The sequence below is a fragment of the Arenibacterium sp. CAU 1754 genome (assembly GCF_054482635.1).
Map to the genome: position 1 here is coordinate 1183640 of NZ_JBTLRG010000002.1, position 16592 is coordinate 1200231.

The window sequence follows — 16592 nt, forward strand, 5'->3', positions numbered from 1 at the left end:
ATAGATTGATGGCAGTGATCACGGGAACGACCGGAACCGATATTCTGATTGGAACGGATGAGGCGGATATCCTCAAACCGCTGGGCACGACCGTTGCTGGCACGCGGGAGGTTTTGCGGGGCCTCGATGGCGGCGATACCTATGATCTTCAACGCTCGGCAAACGTCGGCATCTATAACTTTCTGATCGACGATCGCGGAACGGATGGTGCGGTGGATGCGATCACGAATGTGGGGCCACTTTATCAGTCGGCGTCGCTTGGATATTCGGCCTATGCGACGGCGGTCCGGATCGGGGACAATCTGATCTTTCATGCGCCCTCGAAACCTCATCGGTTCAATGACCCGGCCAAGCCGTCGTATGACATCAAGATCAAGGATCAGTTCGGAGACGGGCATATCGAAACCATGCAGGCCGGCGGAGTGACTTATAATCTTGTGATGGGTCCGGTCGGGACCGACGCCGAGGACCTGATGGCAGGCACCCGCCAGAGCGATACGTTTTCCTCGGGCGGGGGCAATGATTGGGTGTTCGGGAACGGCGGCCATGACTCTCTGAATTCGGGGGCCGGGGATGACGTCGTGTTCGGCGGGGCCGGCCGTGATGACATCCGGACCGAGGCGGGCAATGATCAGGTCTTTGGGGATGCCGGGGCCGATACGATCCGGTCGGGGAGCGGTCATGACCGTGTGACTGGGGGCGCCGGGAATGACCGGGTCTGGGCGGGCGACGGGACCGACTGGATATCCGGAGGCGACGGCAACGATGTCATCCGGGCCGAGGCAGGTCTGGATACGCTGATCGGCGGCGCTGGCAACGACAGGCTTATTGGCGGGAAGGGTGGAGACAGCTATCAGTTCCACTCGCGTCTGGGCGATGCCGGGTGGGGCCATGATTTCATTCGCGATGTGGGGGATAAGCCGAGTTACCTCAACAGTGACAAAATCGAACTGTCCGGGCTCTATGGTCCGTCGGACGGCGATTCACAGGAAGCCTATGACAGGCTTGGGTTTACGCGCAGTGGCGAGGACATGATGATCACGGTGGATGACGGGGTGTCGTCGATCAATGTGCGGAACATGTTTCACAGCAACGCCAACCGCTGGGGCATCGAAAACCTTGAACTGTCTGCCGGGTATTGGTCGCCGATCGTGTTTCAGATCATCAGCGCCGATGCGGATGCCATCGGCGATGACCGCGACTATGTGAATGGCGGCTATGGCGGTGCGGCGAACGAGTTGATTTTTGGATCTGACGGCGACGATCAGGTGTTCGGTGATGCCGGTGTCAATTTCATCTGGACGGGGGCAGGGGCCGACACGCTGATTTACAAGGAAAACGACAGCGAAAACTGGTTTGGATACGGTGGCGGGTCGACCCGCGATACTGTCGAGGATTTCGATGTGCTGGCCGACACTCTTGATTTCAGTGAGGTCAAGTCCGTCAATTCACTGTCTGATCTGACGCGCGGCGAGGACGCGGATGGCGATGCGACGCTTTACTGGAACAGCGGAGATTACGAGGTTGCCAGCATCTTCATCGAACTGCGCGGTGTCGGGATGGCGGAGGTGACCCAGGATATGTTTGTTTTTGTCTGATCAGCGCCGCGCTTGTCCGGACGGAACATGATCAATGGGCCGAGAATCGGCATAACGCTTAGCGTGTCGAGGCGCGCCGCAACAGGTCGATGACGTCGGGGCGGTCAAGAAGCGCCTTTTGCACATCTACCCCATGATCGCCGCGCCCGGTGTGGCCCGGCAACATCGCGCCCATCTTTTCAAGCAGTTCGGGCGGCAGCACGGGACGCGTGCGCGGATCGATCAGCATGGATTCCGCGGCGATCCCTTCGGCATAGATGATGTGATGCCGGTCGAACAGGATTTGGAAATAATCGATAAAGCCGCCGTTTTGGATGTAAACGGTATCGTCGTTGACGATGTGGCGCGCCTTGACCAGCAGTTCGGATTGCCCGGCGCCAATCTCGTCCGTGCGCTGATAGACGAACAGCCGGTGGTCGGGGCCGACCATCAGGTCGTTCGTGTTGTTCAACGTGCCGGCGGTGATGACAATCGGGGCGAAGGCGCCCGAGGCCCGCACTGTCGTGTGGCCGATCCAGCGCACAGCCTGGGCGCCGTCATCGCGGGTCAGGACGCGGTCGCCCACCTTTAGCTGTTCAATCGGTTTCTGCGCGCCCGATGCCATGGTGATATGGGTCCCGCGCGCAAAGGACACACAGGCGACCTGCGCGAATTTCTTACGCGCGCCAGAGCGATCCCGGGTGACAACGCGATACCCGGTCGCGGGATAGATGCGGGCCAGCGGCAGCATGTAGATGGCGGTGATCCTGCTGTCTGCGTCCACTTCGACAAGGATCAGCGCGTCAGTTGTCTGCCCATCGGGCGACATCAGCACCACCGCGCAATCCAGATGCAACCTGGCGCCAAGGGTGCCGACCTCAGACGACTCGGCAATGGCCAGAGCGCCGTTGCCGTGCATTTCAATGGCCAGCCGATGGCGGTTGGCAGTCTTGTTCAGTTCATAGATATCATCGGGTTCGATATCGTCCATGACCGAAACCGTATCGCCCCGGTTGACCCCTTCGGTGACGCAAAAATCATCCGCCGCATAGACAAGCACATTTTGAACGGGGGCAGGGTTGGGCACTGGCATTCTTTTCTGCTTCACTCGGTAAGGACAGGCGGTGGGCCTGTTACAATCTAAGCTAACTTAGGAATATGGCACGCATCGGTCAATTCCCCGGTCAAATGCTGGCGTTGCGCGGCGTTGAGCGGTAATCGGAGTGGGACCGGTTTGTCAGTCATGGGGAGGAACGACATGGATTTGGGAATTTCAGGTAAGCGCGCGCTGGTTTGCGCAAGCAGCAAGGGTCTGGGGCTGGGATGCGCCGAGGCCCTGGCCGAGGCGGGCGTCGATCTGGTGATGAATGCCCGCGGGGCGGAGGCGCTGGAGGCCGCCGCCGCCCGTATTCGCGATGCCCACGGTGTCACGGTGACAACGGTTGCTGCGGATATCACCACGGCCGAAGGACAGGCCGAGGTGATCAAGGCCGCAAAGGGCGTGGACATTCTGGTCAACAATGCGGGCGGTCCGCCGCCCGGTGTCTGGAGCGATTGGGATCGCGAGGATTTCATCAAGGCACTGGATGCCAACATGCTGGCGCCGATCGCCCTGATCAAGGCACTGGTGCCGGACATGATGGAACGGGGATGGGGCCGGGTGGTCAACATCACCAGCCAATCGGTGCGCGCGCCGATTGCGGTGCTTGGCCTGTCCAATGCGGCACGGACCGGTTTGACCGGGTATGTCGCGGGCACCTCGCGCCAGGTGGCGCCCAGTGGCGTGACCATCAACAACCTGTTGCCGGGCATTCATGCCACCGACCGGGCCGATGCGCTGGACGGTGGGGTCAGCCGGGCGCAGAATATCTCGCTTGAAGAGGCGCGCGAGGCGCGGGCCGCGACCATCCCGGCGCGGCGATACGGGACCCGGCAGGAATTTGGCGCGGCCTGCGCATTCCTGTGTTCACAGCATGCCGGGTTCATCGTGGGGCAGAACCTGTTGTTGGATGGCGGTGCCACCAACTTGACCATGTGACATGGCCTCCGGGTATTCGCTGAAGGATCAGTTGTTCAACCTTGAAAAGGTCCGCTATCTTGCGGGCCTTTTTGACGGCGCGGTTAAGCCTGCCGCGTTCGAATCGCAGGTTATGTCGCGCCTCGGCGAGCTTGAGCTGAAGGAGCGGATCGCCTGGATCGCCGCGTGCCTGGCGGATCATCTGCCCGGCGACCTGCCACAGGCGGCCCCGATCCTGCGCGCGGCGCTGCCGCCGCCCCTCGACCCCGGCAAGACGGACAATGATTTTGGCGACTTTATCTTTGCGCCGCTGGGAGAGTTTGTCGTCAATGCGGGGCTTGAGGATCACCCGCATCTGTCGCTGGACCTGATCGAGGAGATCACTCAGAGGTTTACGATGGAGTGGGCGATCCGTCCGTTCCTGAACCGATGGCCCGATCTGGTGATGGATCGGTTGGGGCACTGGGTGGAGCATGATAATTACCACGTGCGCCGACTGGCCAGCGAGGGCACGCGACCGCGCCTTCCATGGGGGCAATCCGTGGGCCTTGCACTTGACGATCCGCTGCCCCTTTTGGATGTGCTGCATGCGGATCGCGCGCGGTTCGTGACCCGGTCGGTTGCCAATCACCTCAACGACATTTCCAAGAAGAACCCGGATCTGGCGATGGACCGGCTGTCGATGTGGCACAGGGCGGACCGCCAGTCGCGCAAGGAGTTGGACTGGATCACCGGCCATGCCCTGCGCGGTCTGGTCAAGGCCGGACACCCGCGCGCGTTGTCGATGCTGGGCTATGACCCCGAGGCAGATCTTGATTGTGCGATCACGCTGGCGTCGGACAAGGTGCGGATTGACGACATGCTGGAACTGAATGTGAAGATCACGGCAGCACAGGAGACGCCGGTTCTGGTCGACTATGTGCTGTGGTTTCACAAGGCAGATGGCGGACAGAAGTCCAAGGTATTCAAGATGAAACAGAGTCTTGCGCGGGCGGGCGTCCCGATGAACCTCAAAAAATCGCACCGGATGAAGGGCGATGCCACGACCTTTCGGCTGTGGCCCGGGCCGCATGCGGTCGAGGTTCAGGTGAACGGAAAAATCCGCGCGCGGGCCGGTTTCACGCTGTTGCCTGCGCCGCGGTAAACATGGCGTGACGCCGCATTGCGGGGGTGTGTCGATCCGGGGTAGGTCGGTGGCAGCAAAATTCCCAAGGTGGCCCCATGAAACATGAAAACGTCCAGAACTATTACGGTGAAACCCTGCAAAGCAGTGCGGATTTGCAGACGAATGCCTGCTGCACGCCGGATGACATGCCGGGCTATCTGAAATCCGTTTTGGCGCAGATTCATGACGATGTGCTGACCCGGTATTACGGGTGCGGCCTTGTCATGCCTCTGGAACTGGAAGGCATGCGCATTCTGGATCTGGGCTGTGGCGCGGGGCGGGACGTTTATGCCCTGTCTGCGCTGGTGGGGGAAACCGGGCGTGTTGTCGGGGTCGATATGACCGAGGCGCAACTGGACGTGGCCCGCGCCCATCGCGCGTATCATGCGGAGGCCTTTGGCCATGGCGCTTCGAATGTCGAATTCCACCACGGCTATATCGAAAAACTGGAAGATCTGCCGCTTGAGCCGGGCAGCTTTGACATCATCGTGTCCAATTGCGTGATCAACCTGGCCACCGACAAAGAGGCGGTGCTGCGCGGGGCGCATCATCTTTTGCGCGATGGGGGCGAGATGTATTTCTCGGACGTTTACGCCGACCGGCGGATTCCGAAAGACATGGCCGAGGATGAGGTTCTTTACGGTGAATGCCTGTCGGGTGCGCTTTATTGGAATGATTTCCTGACCCTGTCGAGAAGGGCCGGCTTCGGTGACCCGCGCCGCGTGACACAGCGTCCGCTGACCGTTGAGAACCCCGAGTTGGAGGCGCGGGTGGCGCCGTTGAAATTCAACTCGACCACCTACCGGTTATTCAAACTGAACGCGCTGGAGCCCGCATGCGAGGATTACGGGCAGGCGGTGATCTACAAGGGGACTGTCGCGCACGCGGCGAATGCCTTTGTGCTGGACGATCATCACGTGATGGAAACGGGCAAGGTGTTCCCGGTCTGTGGCAATACCTGGATGATGCTGAAAGACACGCGATTTGCCCGGCATTTCGAGTTCATCGGCAGTTTCGACACCCACTATGGCATCTTCGAAGGCTGTGGCGGTGAAAGCCCGTTTCTGGCCAAGAACGCCGAAACAGTCGGCACATCCTGCTGCTAGAGCTTGCGCAGGGGCGGGCGCATTGTTATCTGCGCTAAAGCCCGATGGTTTTGATCGGGAAATGTAGTGAGAGCGGACGTGCAGGCCAATACCGCAGTGACACAAACCCCCCGGCTGGAAATCAGGAACCTGATGCGCCATTTCGACGGGCGTGCGGTTGTCGATGACGTGTCTCTGCGCATCATGCCGGGGCAGGTGACCTGCCTGCTGGGACCCTCGGGCTGTGGCAAGTCCACGACATTGCGCATGATTGCCGGTGTCGAAATGCAGGACAGCGGCGAAATCTGGGTCGATGGCAAACTGGTCTGCGATACCATCTTTCGCGTCCCGCCCGAGCGGCGCGAAATCGGGCTCATGTTTCAGGATTTCGCCCTGTTTCCGCATCTGAGCGTGGCGGACAACGTCGCCTTCGGACTCAAGGGCAGCAAGGATGAGAAACGCGCGCGGGTCGTGGAACTGCTGACGCGGGTCGATCTGCTGAAATTCATTGACGGGTTTCCTCATCGGCTGTCGGGCGGCGAACAACAGCGGGTCGCCCTGGCCCGTGCCCTTGCGCCGCGTCCGCGGATCATGCTGATGGATGAACCGTTTTCAGGGCTCGACAACCGGCTGCGCGACGGCATCCGTGACGAAACCCTGACCCTGCTGAAAGAAGAAGACACCGCCGTTCTGCTGGTGACGCATGAACCGGACGAGGCGATGCGCATGGCCGATGAAATCGCGCTGATGCGCGAGGGACGGATCGTGCAGCAGGGCGCTCCCTATAACGTCTACACCCGCCCGGTGGACCGTGCGGCGGTGTTGTTTTTCAGCGATGCAAACGTCTTGCAGGCCCAGGTGAACGGCGCGCTGGCGCAAACGCCCTTTGGCCAGTTTCTGGCCCCCGGCGTGGCGGATGGCACCGATGTGGACATCGTTTTCCGTCCGCAACATGTGCGGCTGGATTTCGACCGCGGCGGCGTTGGTCCGCTGCCCACGCCCACTGACGGGGTCGCGGCGCGTGGTGTGGTGGAACGGGCGCGGTTCATGGGGCATGAATCGCTGGTTGAATTCCGCATGGATTATGACGGATCGATCCTGAAAGCGACGGTGCCCAACGTGTTCCTGCCCGCGACCGGCAAAATGATGTGGCTCACCATCCGGCGCGACCGGTGCTTTGTCTTTCCCGCCACGAGGCACTGATCAGGGGTGATAGTCGGCCAGCGTCTTGCCCGGTTCATCGACAAACAGTTCGGGCAGGGGATTTGCCTCTTCTATCAGGTCGATGCGGAACACCCGAAAATCCTCGCGCAGTTCGCACCATGCGGTCAGGGTCCAGACCCGGCCCCAATATTCCATGTGCAGCGGGCGCACGGTGCGTTGCGTCAGCGTGCCGTCGATCCGCCGATAGGTCAGGCGCAGTTTCTGGCGCCCCTTGATGGCGCTGCGCAGGCTGGCCATGTGCGAAAACCCCCGTGCCGCATCGGCAAAGGGGTAGACGGCGAATTTCCAGGCGTCCGCCTCGGCGATGGTTTCGGTGGGCAGAACCGCGTCGATCTTGTCGGCCAATGACAGGGCTGCGGATTTGAGGTCGGGATCGGCGGCCTCGGCCACGATGGCCATGCCGAGGTTCAGCGCCTCAAGCTCGGCCGCGGTTAGAGTAAGCGGGGGCAGGGTGATCGCCTCGCGCACCATGTAGCCCACACCGCGTTCGCCCTCGACCGGGATGCCCGATGCGGCGAGCGTGTCCATGTCCCGATAAATTGTGCGCACCGACACTTCGAGTTTGTCAGCAATGTCCTGCGCGCGGTGCAGTTTACCGTCCCGCAGGATCCGGATGATGTCGAAGAGGCGGTCGGTACGGCGCATGGGGCGACCGTTGTCCCGATGTCCGCAGGGTGTCAAGGCCGGACGCATGGTGCCATGCCGCAGGGTCCCGGCGTCGCAACGCTGCGGTTCATTTCTCTGGTTTTGGTTCTGGGTTCCCCGTGATAGGAGAAGGCAACTGACATTAACCTGTCAGTTTCGGCGCGACACGACATGGTGGGCTAAAAAACCACCGTGAAATGATCAGGGGCAGGTGGTTTGGCGCTTTCCCCTGTGAGCGGCGGGGCCTAGAACAGGCCCGACCAATTGCGCGCTGGGATGGCGCATTGCAGAGATGAGGAGAAAGACATGTTGAACAATATTGGCCTGCCGGGCCTGTTGCTGATCGCAGTTGTGGTTCTGGTTCTGTTTGGCCGGGGCAAGATCAGCTCGCTCATGGGCGAAGTGGGCAAAGGCATCACATCGTTCAAGAAGGGCATCAACGAAGGCCAGAAAGAACTGGAAGAGGATGTGGCCGAGGCCGCAAAGGACGTGACGCCGGAAACCGACAAGGACAAGGTGTAAACGCCCATGTTCGACCTGGGTTGGACCGAGCTTCTGGTTATTGGCATCGTGGCGCTGATCGTTGTGGGGCCAAAGGATCTGCCGGTGCTGTTCCGCAATGTCGGCCGTTGGGTGGGCAAGGCCAAGGGAATGGCGCGCGAATTCAGCCGCGCCATGAACGATGCGGCCGATGAATCCGGCATGCGCGATGTGGCCAAGGGCCTCAAGGCGGCGACGAACCCGGTGGCCTCGGCCATGGACGGGGTCAAGGACGCCGCGCGCGACATGACCAGCAGCCTTGATCCGACCAAGTTCGACCCCGAAAGCGAAACCGGGAAACTGTCCGCTGAACGGGCGGAGCAGACCAAGAAAATTCAGGCCTCCACGGCGCGTGCCGCGGCGGAACGCAAAGCAAAAGAAGCGGCGGATGCGCTGGCCAAGGCCGAAGAGGCCGAAGCCGCGCTGAACACGCCTCCCGAGACCAAATCATGAGCCAAGCAGAAGAAATCGACGACAGCGCAGCGCCGCTGATCGAACATCTGACCGAACTGCGGTCGCGGCTGATCCATTCGGTCGTAGCCTTTATCATCGGCATGGTGATCTGTTTCACGGTTTGGAACCCGATCTTCAACTTCCTGACCCATCCGCTGTGCAGTGCGATGGCCGAACGGGGCCAAGAGGATTGCGGTCTGATCCTGATCAAGCTGCAGGAAGGTTTTTTCGTCGCGATTTCGATTTCGCTGCTGGGCGGGCTGGTTCTGGCCTTTCCTTACATCAGCTATCAGATGTGGCGTTTTGTGGCGCCGGGCCTTTACCGGTCTGAAAAGGGGGCCTTTCTACCGTTCCTGCTGGCCTCACCCTTCATGTTCTTTCTGGGCGCGTCATTCGCGTTTTACGTCGTCACACCGCTGGCGTTTGATTTCTTCCTCGGGTTTCAGCAACCGGGCAGCGTTCTGAGCGGCGAAACCGAGGGCAATGCCGTTGCCGGTATCGCGTTTCAGGGGTCGGCCCAGGAATATCTGAGCCTGACGATCAAGTTCATTGTCGCCTTTGGCCTGTGTTTCCAGCTTCCCGTTCTGCTGACCCTGATGGGCAAGGCCGGTCTGGTCAGCGCCGAGGGCCTGGGCGGGGTGCGCAAATATGCGGTGGTGGCCATTCTGATTCTTGCCGCGCTAGTGACGCCGCCGGATGTGATCACCCAGGTCATTCTGTTCACGGTGGTTTACGGGCTCTATGAAATTTCGATCTTCCTTGTTCGGCGTGTCGAGACCAAACGCGAAGCCAAGCTGCGCGAAGAGGGTTATTACGACGACGAGGATGAAGAAGATGAATTCGACGATCCGTTGATGGCAGAATTCGACGAGGAAGACGGCAAGTGATCAACGACCCTATGGACCGGATCGCAGCGGCGCTGGAGCGCATGTCCCCCGCGCCGCTGCCTGCCCCTGAATTCGCCGCGGCGCCTGCCTTTGTCTGGCATGTGGGTCCGGATCGTTTGGAGCCTGTCGCGTCGGTCAACCGGGTGGCGCTGGACCTTCTGGTCGGGATCGACCGCTCGCGCGATACCCTGTTGGACAACACCCGCCGGTTTGCCGAAGGATTTGCCGCCAACAATGCCCTTTTGTGGGGCGCACGCGGCATGGGAAAATCCAGCCTTGTCAAGGCGATCCATGCCGAAGTGCATGCAAAGCACGAAACGTTGAAACTGATTGAATTGCAGCGCGAGGATTTGCCGTCAGTGGGGCGGTTGCTGAACCATCTGCGCGGCACCCCGTTCCGGTTTCTGTTGTTTTGCGATGACCTCTCGTTCAGCCATGATGACGAGCATTACAAATCGCTCAAGGCCGTGCTGGACGGCGGAATCGAAGGACGCCCGGACAACGTGGTTCTCTACGCCACGTCGAACCGCCGCCATCTGATGCCGCGTGACATGATCGAGAACGAACGCTCATCGGCCATAAGCCCATCCGAGGCGGTTGAGGAAAAGGTCTCACTATCGGATCGTTTCGGGCTGTGGCTGGGGTTCCATCCCTGTTCCCAGGACGAATTCCTGTCCATGATCGACCGCTATTGCGCCGCCTACGGGGTCAATGTCGACCCCGAAACCCTGCGCGCCGAGGCCATTGAATGGCAGGCGACACGCGGGTCGCGGTCGGGGCGGGTTGCCTGGCAATTCTTTGTCGACCTCGCGGGCCGGAACGGCGTGCGCATCACCGCCTGAGCCCCCTTGGGGCGCGGGGCCGGTTGCTATTCCAGGTAAGGCAGGGGATCGACGCTGTCGAACCCGTTTCTCACCTCGAAATGCACATAGGCGTTGTCACCCCCCCGCAGGCTGGCGAGTTGCTGGCCCCGCTTGATTGTGTCGCCTTTCTTGACCTTGATGTTTTCGACGTTGGCATAGACCGTCAACAGGTTGTCCGGATGACGGACCACGACGATCGGCACCTGATCGGCGCTGGACGTGATCGCGGCCACGCTGCCGTCAGCGGCGGCGGTCACGGCGGTGCCGGGAGTGGCGGCGATATCGATGCCTTCGTTGCGTCCTTTGGAATAGGTGCGGATGATCTTGCCCTTGACCGGGAACTGCATCGCAGCCTGGTTGGAGCTGAGCGAGGGTTTGCCGACATCCACCTTGGGCGGTTCAGGCGCTTTGACGGCGACGGTCTGCGCAGGCAGCGGTTTGATCGCGCTGGGCGGTGTGGGGGTGGGGCTGCCGCTGCCCGGTTCGGTGACCTTGGCCGTTGCGGCCGCGGTTTGCAGGGGGCGTTTTGGCGGTGTCGCGCCGGTGACGGGGATTAACAGGAACTGGCCCTCGCGGATGCCGAAATCGGACCCCAGTCCGTTCCATTCGGAGAGCGATTTGACCGGGACCTGATAGAGGCGCGAAATGGTATAGGCGGTTTCCCCGCGTTTGACCTTGTGGCGCACGGGTTCGGGCGCAGCGGCCGGTTTGGGCGCAGGGGCCGCCGCCGGTGTCAGTTCTGTCGTCGTGACCGGTGTCGTATCCGGGGCTGCGTCGATCGCTGATCCCGCAACGGTGGCAATATCAACCGCGCCTGTGGCGGCCGAGGGTTCGGCCACGCGGCGGGGCAGGGCAAGAACCTCGCCCTCGCGCATTTTTACATTTGGATCCAAGCCGTTGTATTTGGCCAGTTCTGCCGCTGGTACGTTGATGCGGTTCGCCACATCCGTGACGCTGTCGCCACGGCGGGCCACGGCCACCTGGTAATTGGGGTAAGAGATGATCCCGCGATCATCCGGGGCGGGCCGGCTATCGGTAATTTTCTGGGCGGCCTGTGCCGTCGAAAACGCCCCGACCTTGCCGCGCAAATCAAGGTCCAGCGGTTCGTCACACCCGGCCAGCAGGGCCAGCGCCGCCGTTGCAGCCATCAATCGGGCAGGGGAAAACATTGCGCAAAACTGCATCTCGGTATCCTCAATTCGCCCTTCCCTGTTCGGTCGGGAAGTTGCTACTTACTCGTTGCTCGCCTTTACGACCCGTCTCGTCCCAGCCCTTCGAGGAGCGGAACAAAACGGACCGGTCGGATTTCGTCATACTCGAACCCATGTTCGTGCCGTTGCACGCGGATCAGGGTTTGCACAGCATCCGATTGGCCCACCGGCACAACCATGATACCCCCGATTTTCAATTGCGCCAAGAGCGGGCCGGGGGGATCCTCGGCCGCGGCGGTCACAATAATGCGGTCAAACGGGGCCTGTTCGGGCAAACCATAGGACCCGTCGGCCGTCATCGAGGTGATATTCACCAACCCCAGCTGGTCGAAAATCGCGCTTGCCTCGCGCACAAGGCGGGCGTGGCGATCCACGGTGTAAACCCGCCGCGCCAGACGCGACAGGATGGCCGCCTGATAGCCCGAGCCGGTCCCGACCTCGAGCACCTTGTCGCGGGGCGAGATTTGCAGCGCCTGGGTCATGATGCCGACGATGGACGGCTGGCTGATCGTCTGTCCGCAGGCGATGGGCAGCGGCATATCCTCATAGGCGCGTTGGGAAAACAGCCCGGTGATGAACGGCCCGCGGTCGATTTCCTCCATCGCGTTCAGGACGCGTTTGTCGGTGACGCCCTTTGAGCGGAGCGCAAACAGGAATTGCATCTTGGTTTCGGCTTCGGGTCCGCTCATTCGATGGCTTTCAGCGCGCCAATTGCGTCATGGGCGGTCAAATCCGCCCGCATGGGCGTGACCGAGATGTACCCTTCGAGATTGAATTGCGCGTCGCTGCCCGGTTGGGTCTGGATGTGCTGTTCGCCGCCCTTGATCCACAGGAATTTACGCCCCGAAGGGGAATCGTGCGGTTCAACACCAAAATGAGTGCCCCGCCGGAACCCTTGAGTGGCTGCGCGCATGCCTTTGACCTGATTGCCGGGAACAGGAGGGAAGTTGACGTTGTAGAACAGGCGGTAGTCTTCGCCGGTGCAGGGGCTGGCATCCAGGATTTTGCGAATGACGTCGGCGCCATGCTGGGCGGCGGCTTCGAACGGATTGTCGAGCCCGAAGTTGCCCGGCCCCAGGTATTGGGACAGCGCAATGGCCGGAATCCCCTGAAGCGCGCCTTCCATCGCGCCGCCAAGCGTGCCGGAATAGAGCGCATTTTCCGCCGAGTTGTTGCCCCGGTTCACACCGGAGAGCACCAGATCGGGGCGATTGCCGTTCATCACATCATGCAGACCGGCCATCACGCAGTCGGCGGGTGACCCTTCGGCGGCAAAGCGGCGGTCGCCCATTTTGGCGATCATCATCGGATGCGTGTAACTGATGCAATGGGCGACACCCGATTGTTCGAAAGCGGGCGCGACGGTCCACACCTCGCCATCGGGACCGGCAAGGTCCTCGGCAATGTCGGTCATAACCTCAAGCCCGGGGGCGCTGATACCGTCGTCGTTCGTGATGAGAATGCGCATGGATGCCTGTCATTGTCTTTTGATCTTGCATAGGCGAGCCACCGCGACAGAGCAAGCTTTGAGCGATGTTTGCCTGGTCAACAGTGTCCGCGCAGCCGCGCGCAGGTCAACCCGCGTTCAGTTCGCCGATCAGCCGGGTCGCTTCGTCACGCGGATCGGCAAGGGTGGTGCGATCCTCGCCCGGAAAGAACCGGGCGCGGGTGGCGGTCGGCATCGGGGCAGGGGTCAGGATCCTGACACTTGGCCCCGTCTTTTGCGTTTCCGCCGCCCAGCTTTGGGCAAGCGCAATCTGCGCCGCCTTGGTGGCGCCATAGACGCCAAAGAACTTTTGCCCGCCACGCGGATCATCGAAAAACACGGCCTGACCCTGTTGCCCTAAAAGCGGCGCGATAAAGGGGATCAGCACCGAAGGGGCGGTCGCGTTGACCGCAATCGATTTTTCCCAGTCCTTGGCATCGACGAAATTTGCCGGGCTCAGCGGGGCAGCATGGATCGCCGTGTGCAGCCACAGATCCAGTTTGCCCCACCGGTCGTGAATGCCACGGCAGAGCGTGGCCATCGCATCGGTATTGGTGATGTCCATCGGCGCAAGCGTGGCCGTGCCGCCTGCGGCCTGAATGCGATCATCCAGTTCCTCAAGTGCACCAGTGGTGCGCGCGACGGCGACGATGTGATGCGTCGGGGCCAGAACCTCGGCCAGGGCGGCGCCAAGGCCGCGTGACGCTCCGGTAATCAGGGCAAGTTTTGTCATGGCGCGGGTGTGCGTATTTGGCGCGGCAAGGTCAAGTGGCCGCGCGCTGGATGGGACCATAGAGCGCGCGTGCCTTGGCGATGGAAATCAGCTTGCGCTGTTTTTCGTCCCACAGGTGAAATTTCACGCAGGCCAGGCTTTCGCGGATGGTCAGGCGCTGTGTTTCGCTCAGCACCGGATAGTCGCGCAACACCTCGGTCAGGCGATAGAAGGGAATGCGGCTGTAAAGGTGGTGCACGTGGTGCACTCCGATATTGCCGGTGATCCATTGCAGAACACGCGGCAGCACATAGTGCGAGCTGCCATGCAAGGCCGCGTCATGCAGTTGCCAGTCGGGCTCGTGCTCCCAATGGGTTTCTTCGAACTGGTGCTGGACGTAAAACAGCCAGACGCCGGCCGAAGCCCCAACGAGAACCGTTGGCAGGAAGATCATCAGCAACGGCATGATGCCGCCGAAATAGACCAGCACGCCCAGGATGGCGGCCAGGGCCAGGTTCGACCCCATGGCGCTGATCCAATACGTCTTGCCCGAGCGCATGTGCCCGATGGGCAGGCGGTGCTGCAGCAGGAACATGTATGCAGGGCCGATCCCGAACAGGATGATCGGGCTGCGGTAAACCCGGTAGAGCAGGCGCTGGAACCATGACCGGTTGCGGTATTCCTCGACGGTCAGTGTGGTGATGTCGCCCATGCCACGCTGGCTGAGGTTGCCGGTGCTGGCGTGGTGGATCGAATGGCTGCGTCGCCAGACGTCATAGGGCGTGAGGGTCAGCACCCCCAGAACGCGCCCGGTCCATTCGCGCAGGAACTTGTTGTTGAAGTACCCACCATGTCCGCAATCATGCTGAATGATGAACAGACGCAGGAGAAACCCGCCGTTCACGATGGCGATCAAAAGGGCCAACAGCGGGGAAAAGGTGATAACCCACAGCGCCAGCGCCCAAAGAGCGAGGAAGGGAACCAGACTGACGGCAAGTTCAAAGAGACTGCGCGCAAGATTGGGTTCACGGTATTGCGCAAGGATTTTAACCCAGTCGCGCGCCTGTTCCGGCGTACCGGTCGAAGAAGTTTCAGATGTCATGCCTGCGGTCGTTCGCTTTGTTCTTATTGTTGTCGTTGTTCCAAGCGCGACCTGTACGCCGCGTTTGGCCTTACTTATTCAGCGGCCTGCTTCATTTCAAACCCATCGGCGATTTTATCTGCCGGGGTGATCGGGTATTCGCCCGAGAAACAGGCGTCGCAATATTGCGGTTGTGCCGCGTCGCGCCCACCGGATTCGCCGACCGCGCGGTAAAGCCCGTCGAGCGAAATGAACCGAAGGCTGTCGACGGCCAGATGGTCGCGCATTTCCTCTTCCGACATGGTGGCCGCCAGCAGCTTTTCGCGCTGGGGCGTGTCCACTCCATAAAAACAGGGCCACGCGGTGGGCGGCGAGGCGATGCGGAAATGCACCTCTTTCGCGCCAGCATCCAGGATCATTTCCTTGATCTTGCGCGACGTCGTCCCGCGCACGACGCTGTCATCCACCAGGATCACCCGTTTCCCTTTGATCAGGGCCCGGTTGACGTTCAGTTTCAGGCGTACGCCCATGTTGCGGATCTGTTCGGTGGGTTCGATAAAGGTCCGGCCCATGTACTGGTTGCGAATGATGCCCATGGCATAGGGTATCCCGCTTTCCAGCGAAAACCCGATGGCCGCGGGTGTCCCGCTGTCGGGGACAGGGCAGACCAGATCGGCTTCGACCGGGCTTTCCTTGGCCAGTTCACGGCCAATGGCCTCACGCGTTTCATAGACGCTGCGCCCACCAAGGATGCTGTCGGGGCGCGAGAAATACACATGTTCGAAGATGCAGAACCGCGATTTCTGGCGGCGGAAGGGGAAGTGACTTTGGACCCCGTCTCTGTTGATAACAACCATTTCGCCCGGTTCGATTTCCCGCACGAATTCGGCGCCGATGATGTCAAGTGCGCAGCTTTCCGAGCTGAGTGCCCAGCCATCGCCGATCTTTCCCAGAACCAGCGGGCGCACACCCAGCGGGTCGCGCACACCGATCAGTTTGGTGCGGGTCATCGCAACGACCGAAAACGCGCCTTCAACCTTGCGCAGCGCTTCTTCCATGCGGTCGGGGATGGACCGGCCCATGGAGCGCGCCATCAGGTGAATGATGCATTCGCTGTCGGATGAGGATTGAAAGATCGATCCGCGTTCGATCAGCTCGCGGCGCAGCGCGTTGGCATTGGTGATGTTGCCGTTATGGGCGATGGCGGCCCCGCCCATTGAAAATTCGCCAAAAAAGGGCTGCACATCGCGGATTGCAGTCTGTCCCTTGGACCCGGCGGTGGAATAGCGCACATGCCCGATGGCCACGGGGCCGGGCAGGGTTTCCATCACTTTTTGCGAAGTAAAGTTGTCGCGCACATATCCGAAGCGGCGGGCCGAATTGAAGCCCTGTTCCGGGTCGTGCGAGACGATGCCACCGGCCTCTTGTCCGCGGTGTTGCAGGGCATGCAGGCCAAGGGCCACGAAGTTCGCAGCGTCGGCAACGCCGACGACGCCGAATATACCGCATTCCTCGCGCAATTTATCATCGTCAAACGGGTGTGCAGGCGGCATTTGCAGCTTGGACAAGGGGCAGCTCCGAATCCGGTGGCGGGATAAACCCTGACATAGTCACTCTACCCGCCGGTGTCATCAAACTATCACATT

17 protein-coding genes are annotated in these 16592 nt (G+C 61.1%); 9 read left to right on the forward strand and 8 right to left on the reverse strand.

The genetic code is table 11. The features are described from left to right. The first annotated feature begins 8 nt into the window (after positions 1-8). On the forward strand, positions 9-1598 hold the full coding sequence (locus ACXYMO_RS12530; RefSeq protein WP_458879020.1) for a calcium-binding protein: 1590 nt from the start codon (positions 9-11) through the stop codon (positions 1596-1598). A gap of 58 nt (positions 1599-1656) precedes the next feature. Here the strand turns inward: ACXYMO_RS12530 and ACXYMO_RS12535 are convergent, their stop codons facing one another. Further along, on the reverse strand, positions 1657-2670 hold the full coding sequence (locus ACXYMO_RS12535) for a Hint domain-containing protein (protein WP_458879087.1): 1014 nt from the start codon (positions 2668-2670) through the stop codon (positions 1657-1659). Positions 2671-2835: 165 nt separating this feature from the next. Between ACXYMO_RS12535 and ACXYMO_RS12540 the strand changes: the two genes are divergently transcribed. The 4 genes from ACXYMO_RS12540 (at position 2836) to ACXYMO_RS12555 (ending at position 7047) form a co-directional block, all read left to right on the forward strand. Further along, complete coding sequence (locus ACXYMO_RS12540) at positions 2836-3615, forward strand: SDR family oxidoreductase (RefSeq protein ID WP_458879021.1); 780 nt, start codon at positions 2836-2838, stop codon at positions 3613-3615. Position 3616: 1 nt separating this feature from the next. Continuing rightward, the gene (locus ACXYMO_RS12545; RefSeq protein WP_458879022.1) at positions 3617-4738 is read left to right on the forward strand and encodes a hypothetical protein; all 1122 of its coding nucleotides are present in this window, start codon (positions 3617-3619) and stop codon (positions 4736-4738) included. Positions 4739-4815: 77 nt separating this feature from the next. Further along, complete coding sequence (locus ACXYMO_RS12550) at positions 4816-5865, forward strand: methyltransferase domain-containing protein (RefSeq protein WP_458879023.1); 1050 nt, start codon at positions 4816-4818, stop codon at positions 5863-5865. Positions 5866-5997: 132 nt separating this feature from the next. Further along, positions 5998-7047: an ABC transporter ATP-binding protein gene (locus ACXYMO_RS12555; RefSeq protein WP_458879088.1), complete on the forward strand. Its 1050-nt coding sequence runs from the start codon at positions 5998-6000 to the stop codon at positions 7045-7047. Here ACXYMO_RS12555 and ACXYMO_RS12560 read toward each other — a convergent pair whose 3' ends face one another. Next, positions 7048-7713 (reverse strand): helix-turn-helix transcriptional regulator, encoded by a 666-nt coding sequence (locus ACXYMO_RS12560; RefSeq protein ID WP_458879024.1) that lies wholly within the window; start codon positions 7711-7713, stop codon positions 7048-7050. A gap of 306 nt (positions 7714-8019) precedes the next feature. Between ACXYMO_RS12560 and ACXYMO_RS12565 the strand changes: the two genes are divergently transcribed. Genes ACXYMO_RS12565 through ACXYMO_RS12580 form a run of 4 tightly spaced genes read left to right on the forward strand, consistent with a single transcriptional unit; the run spans position 8020 to position 10435 of the window. Then, positions 8020-8235 (forward strand): twin-arginine translocase TatA/TatE family subunit, encoded by a 216-nt coding sequence (locus ACXYMO_RS12565; protein ID WP_458879025.1) that lies wholly within the window; start codon positions 8020-8022, stop codon positions 8233-8235. Between the two features lie 6 nt (positions 8236-8241). Continuing rightward, positions 8242-8706 carry a Sec-independent protein translocase protein TatB gene (gene tatB, locus ACXYMO_RS12570; RefSeq protein WP_458879026.1) on the forward strand — a complete coding sequence of 155 codons (465 nt, stop codon included), beginning with the start codon at positions 8242-8244 and terminating at the stop codon, positions 8704-8706. Beyond that, entirely contained in the window at positions 8703-9593 is an 891-nt protein-coding gene (gene tatC, locus ACXYMO_RS12575) for a twin-arginine translocase subunit TatC (RefSeq protein ID WP_458879027.1), read from the forward strand. Before tatB ends, tatC begins: the two co-directional genes overlap by 4 nt. 11 nt (positions 9594-9604) lie before the next feature. Then, positions 9605-10435 carry an ATP-binding protein gene (locus tag ACXYMO_RS12580; RefSeq protein WP_458879089.1) on the forward strand — a complete coding sequence of 277 codons (831 nt, stop codon included), beginning with the start codon at positions 9605-9607 and terminating at the stop codon, positions 10433-10435. 26 nt (positions 10436-10461) lie between these two features. Here ACXYMO_RS12580 and ACXYMO_RS12585 read toward each other — a convergent pair whose 3' ends face one another. From ACXYMO_RS12585 to purF, 6 genes are all read right to left on the reverse strand, one after another. Continuing rightward, positions 10462-11625, reverse strand: coding sequence for a LysM peptidoglycan-binding domain-containing protein (locus tag ACXYMO_RS12585; protein WP_458879028.1), 1164 nt, complete (start codon positions 11623-11625; stop codon positions 10462-10464). A gap of 80 nt (positions 11626-11705) precedes the next feature. After that, positions 11706-12356, reverse strand: a complete 651-nt coding sequence (locus tag ACXYMO_RS12590; protein ID WP_458879029.1) for a protein-L-isoaspartate(D-aspartate) O-methyltransferase — start codon at positions 12354-12356, stop codon at positions 11706-11708. Then, positions 12353-13135 carry a 5'/3'-nucleotidase SurE gene (gene surE / locus ACXYMO_RS12595; RefSeq protein ID WP_458879030.1) on the reverse strand — a complete coding sequence of 261 codons (783 nt, stop codon included), beginning with the start codon at positions 13133-13135 and terminating at the stop codon, positions 12353-12355. Before surE ends, ACXYMO_RS12590 begins: the two co-directional genes overlap by 4 nt. Positions 13136-13241: 106 nt before the next feature. Next, entirely contained in the window at positions 13242-13886 is a 645-nt protein-coding gene (locus ACXYMO_RS12600; RefSeq protein WP_458879031.1) for an SDR family NAD(P)-dependent oxidoreductase, read from the reverse strand. Between the two features lie 31 nt (positions 13887-13917). After that, complete coding sequence (locus tag ACXYMO_RS12605) at positions 13918-14967, reverse strand: fatty acid desaturase (RefSeq protein ID WP_458879032.1); 1050 nt, start codon at positions 14965-14967, stop codon at positions 13918-13920. Positions 14968-15041: 74 nt separating this feature from the next. Further along, on the reverse strand, positions 15042-16499 hold the full coding sequence (gene purF / locus ACXYMO_RS12610; RefSeq protein ID WP_458879090.1) for an amidophosphoribosyltransferase: 1458 nt from the start codon (positions 16497-16499) through the stop codon (positions 15042-15044). Positions 16500-16592 lie beyond the last annotated feature (93 nt).

Coding starts and splice junctions, on each gene's coding strand:
- ACXYMO_RS12530 (WP_458879020.1), top strand. CDS start 9: ATGGCAGTGATCACGGGAACGACCGGAACCGATATTCTGATTGGAACG.
- ACXYMO_RS12535 (WP_458879087.1), bottom strand. CDS start 2,670: ATGCCAGTGCCCAACCCTGCCCCCGTTCAAAATGTGCTTGTCTATGCG.
- ACXYMO_RS12540 (WP_458879021.1), top strand. CDS start 2,836: ATGGATTTGGGAATTTCAGGTAAGCGCGCGCTGGTTTGCGCAAGCAGC.
- ACXYMO_RS12545 (WP_458879022.1), top strand. CDS start 3,617: ATGGCCTCCGGGTATTCGCTGAAGGATCAGTTGTTCAACCTTGAAAAG.
- ACXYMO_RS12550 (WP_458879023.1), top strand. CDS start 4,816: ATGAAACATGAAAACGTCCAGAACTATTACGGTGAAACCCTGCAAAGC.
- ACXYMO_RS12555 (WP_458879088.1), top strand. CDS start 5,998: ATGCGCCATTTCGACGGGCGTGCGGTTGTCGATGACGTGTCTCTGCGC.
- ACXYMO_RS12560 (WP_458879024.1), bottom strand. CDS start 7,713: ATGCGCCGTACCGACCGCCTCTTCGACATCATCCGGATCCTGCGGGAC.
- ACXYMO_RS12565 (WP_458879025.1), top strand. CDS start 8,020: ATGTTGAACAATATTGGCCTGCCGGGCCTGTTGCTGATCGCAGTTGTG.
- tatB (WP_458879026.1), top strand. CDS start 8,242: ATGTTCGACCTGGGTTGGACCGAGCTTCTGGTTATTGGCATCGTGGCG.
- tatC (WP_458879027.1), top strand. CDS start 8,703: ATGAGCCAAGCAGAAGAAATCGACGACAGCGCAGCGCCGCTGATCGAA.
- ACXYMO_RS12580 (WP_458879089.1), top strand. CDS start 9,605: ATGGACCGGATCGCAGCGGCGCTGGAGCGCATGTCCCCCGCGCCGCTG.
- ACXYMO_RS12585 (WP_458879028.1), bottom strand. CDS start 11,625: ATGTTTTCCCCTGCCCGATTGATGGCTGCAACGGCGGCGCTGGCCCTG.
- ACXYMO_RS12590 (WP_458879029.1), bottom strand. CDS start 12,356: ATGAGCGGACCCGAAGCCGAAACCAAGATGCAATTCCTGTTTGCGCTC.
- surE (WP_458879030.1), bottom strand. CDS start 13,135: ATGCGCATTCTCATCACGAACGACGACGGTATCAGCGCCCCCGGGCTT.
- ACXYMO_RS12600 (WP_458879031.1), bottom strand. CDS start 13,886: ATGACAAAACTTGCCCTGATTACCGGAGCGTCACGCGGCCTTGGCGCC.
- ACXYMO_RS12605 (WP_458879032.1), bottom strand. CDS start 14,967: ATGACATCTGAAACTTCTTCGACCGGTACGCCGGAACAGGCGCGCGAC.
- purF (WP_458879090.1), bottom strand. CDS start 16,499: ATGCCGCCTGCACACCCGTTTGACGATGATAAATTGCGCGAGGAATGC.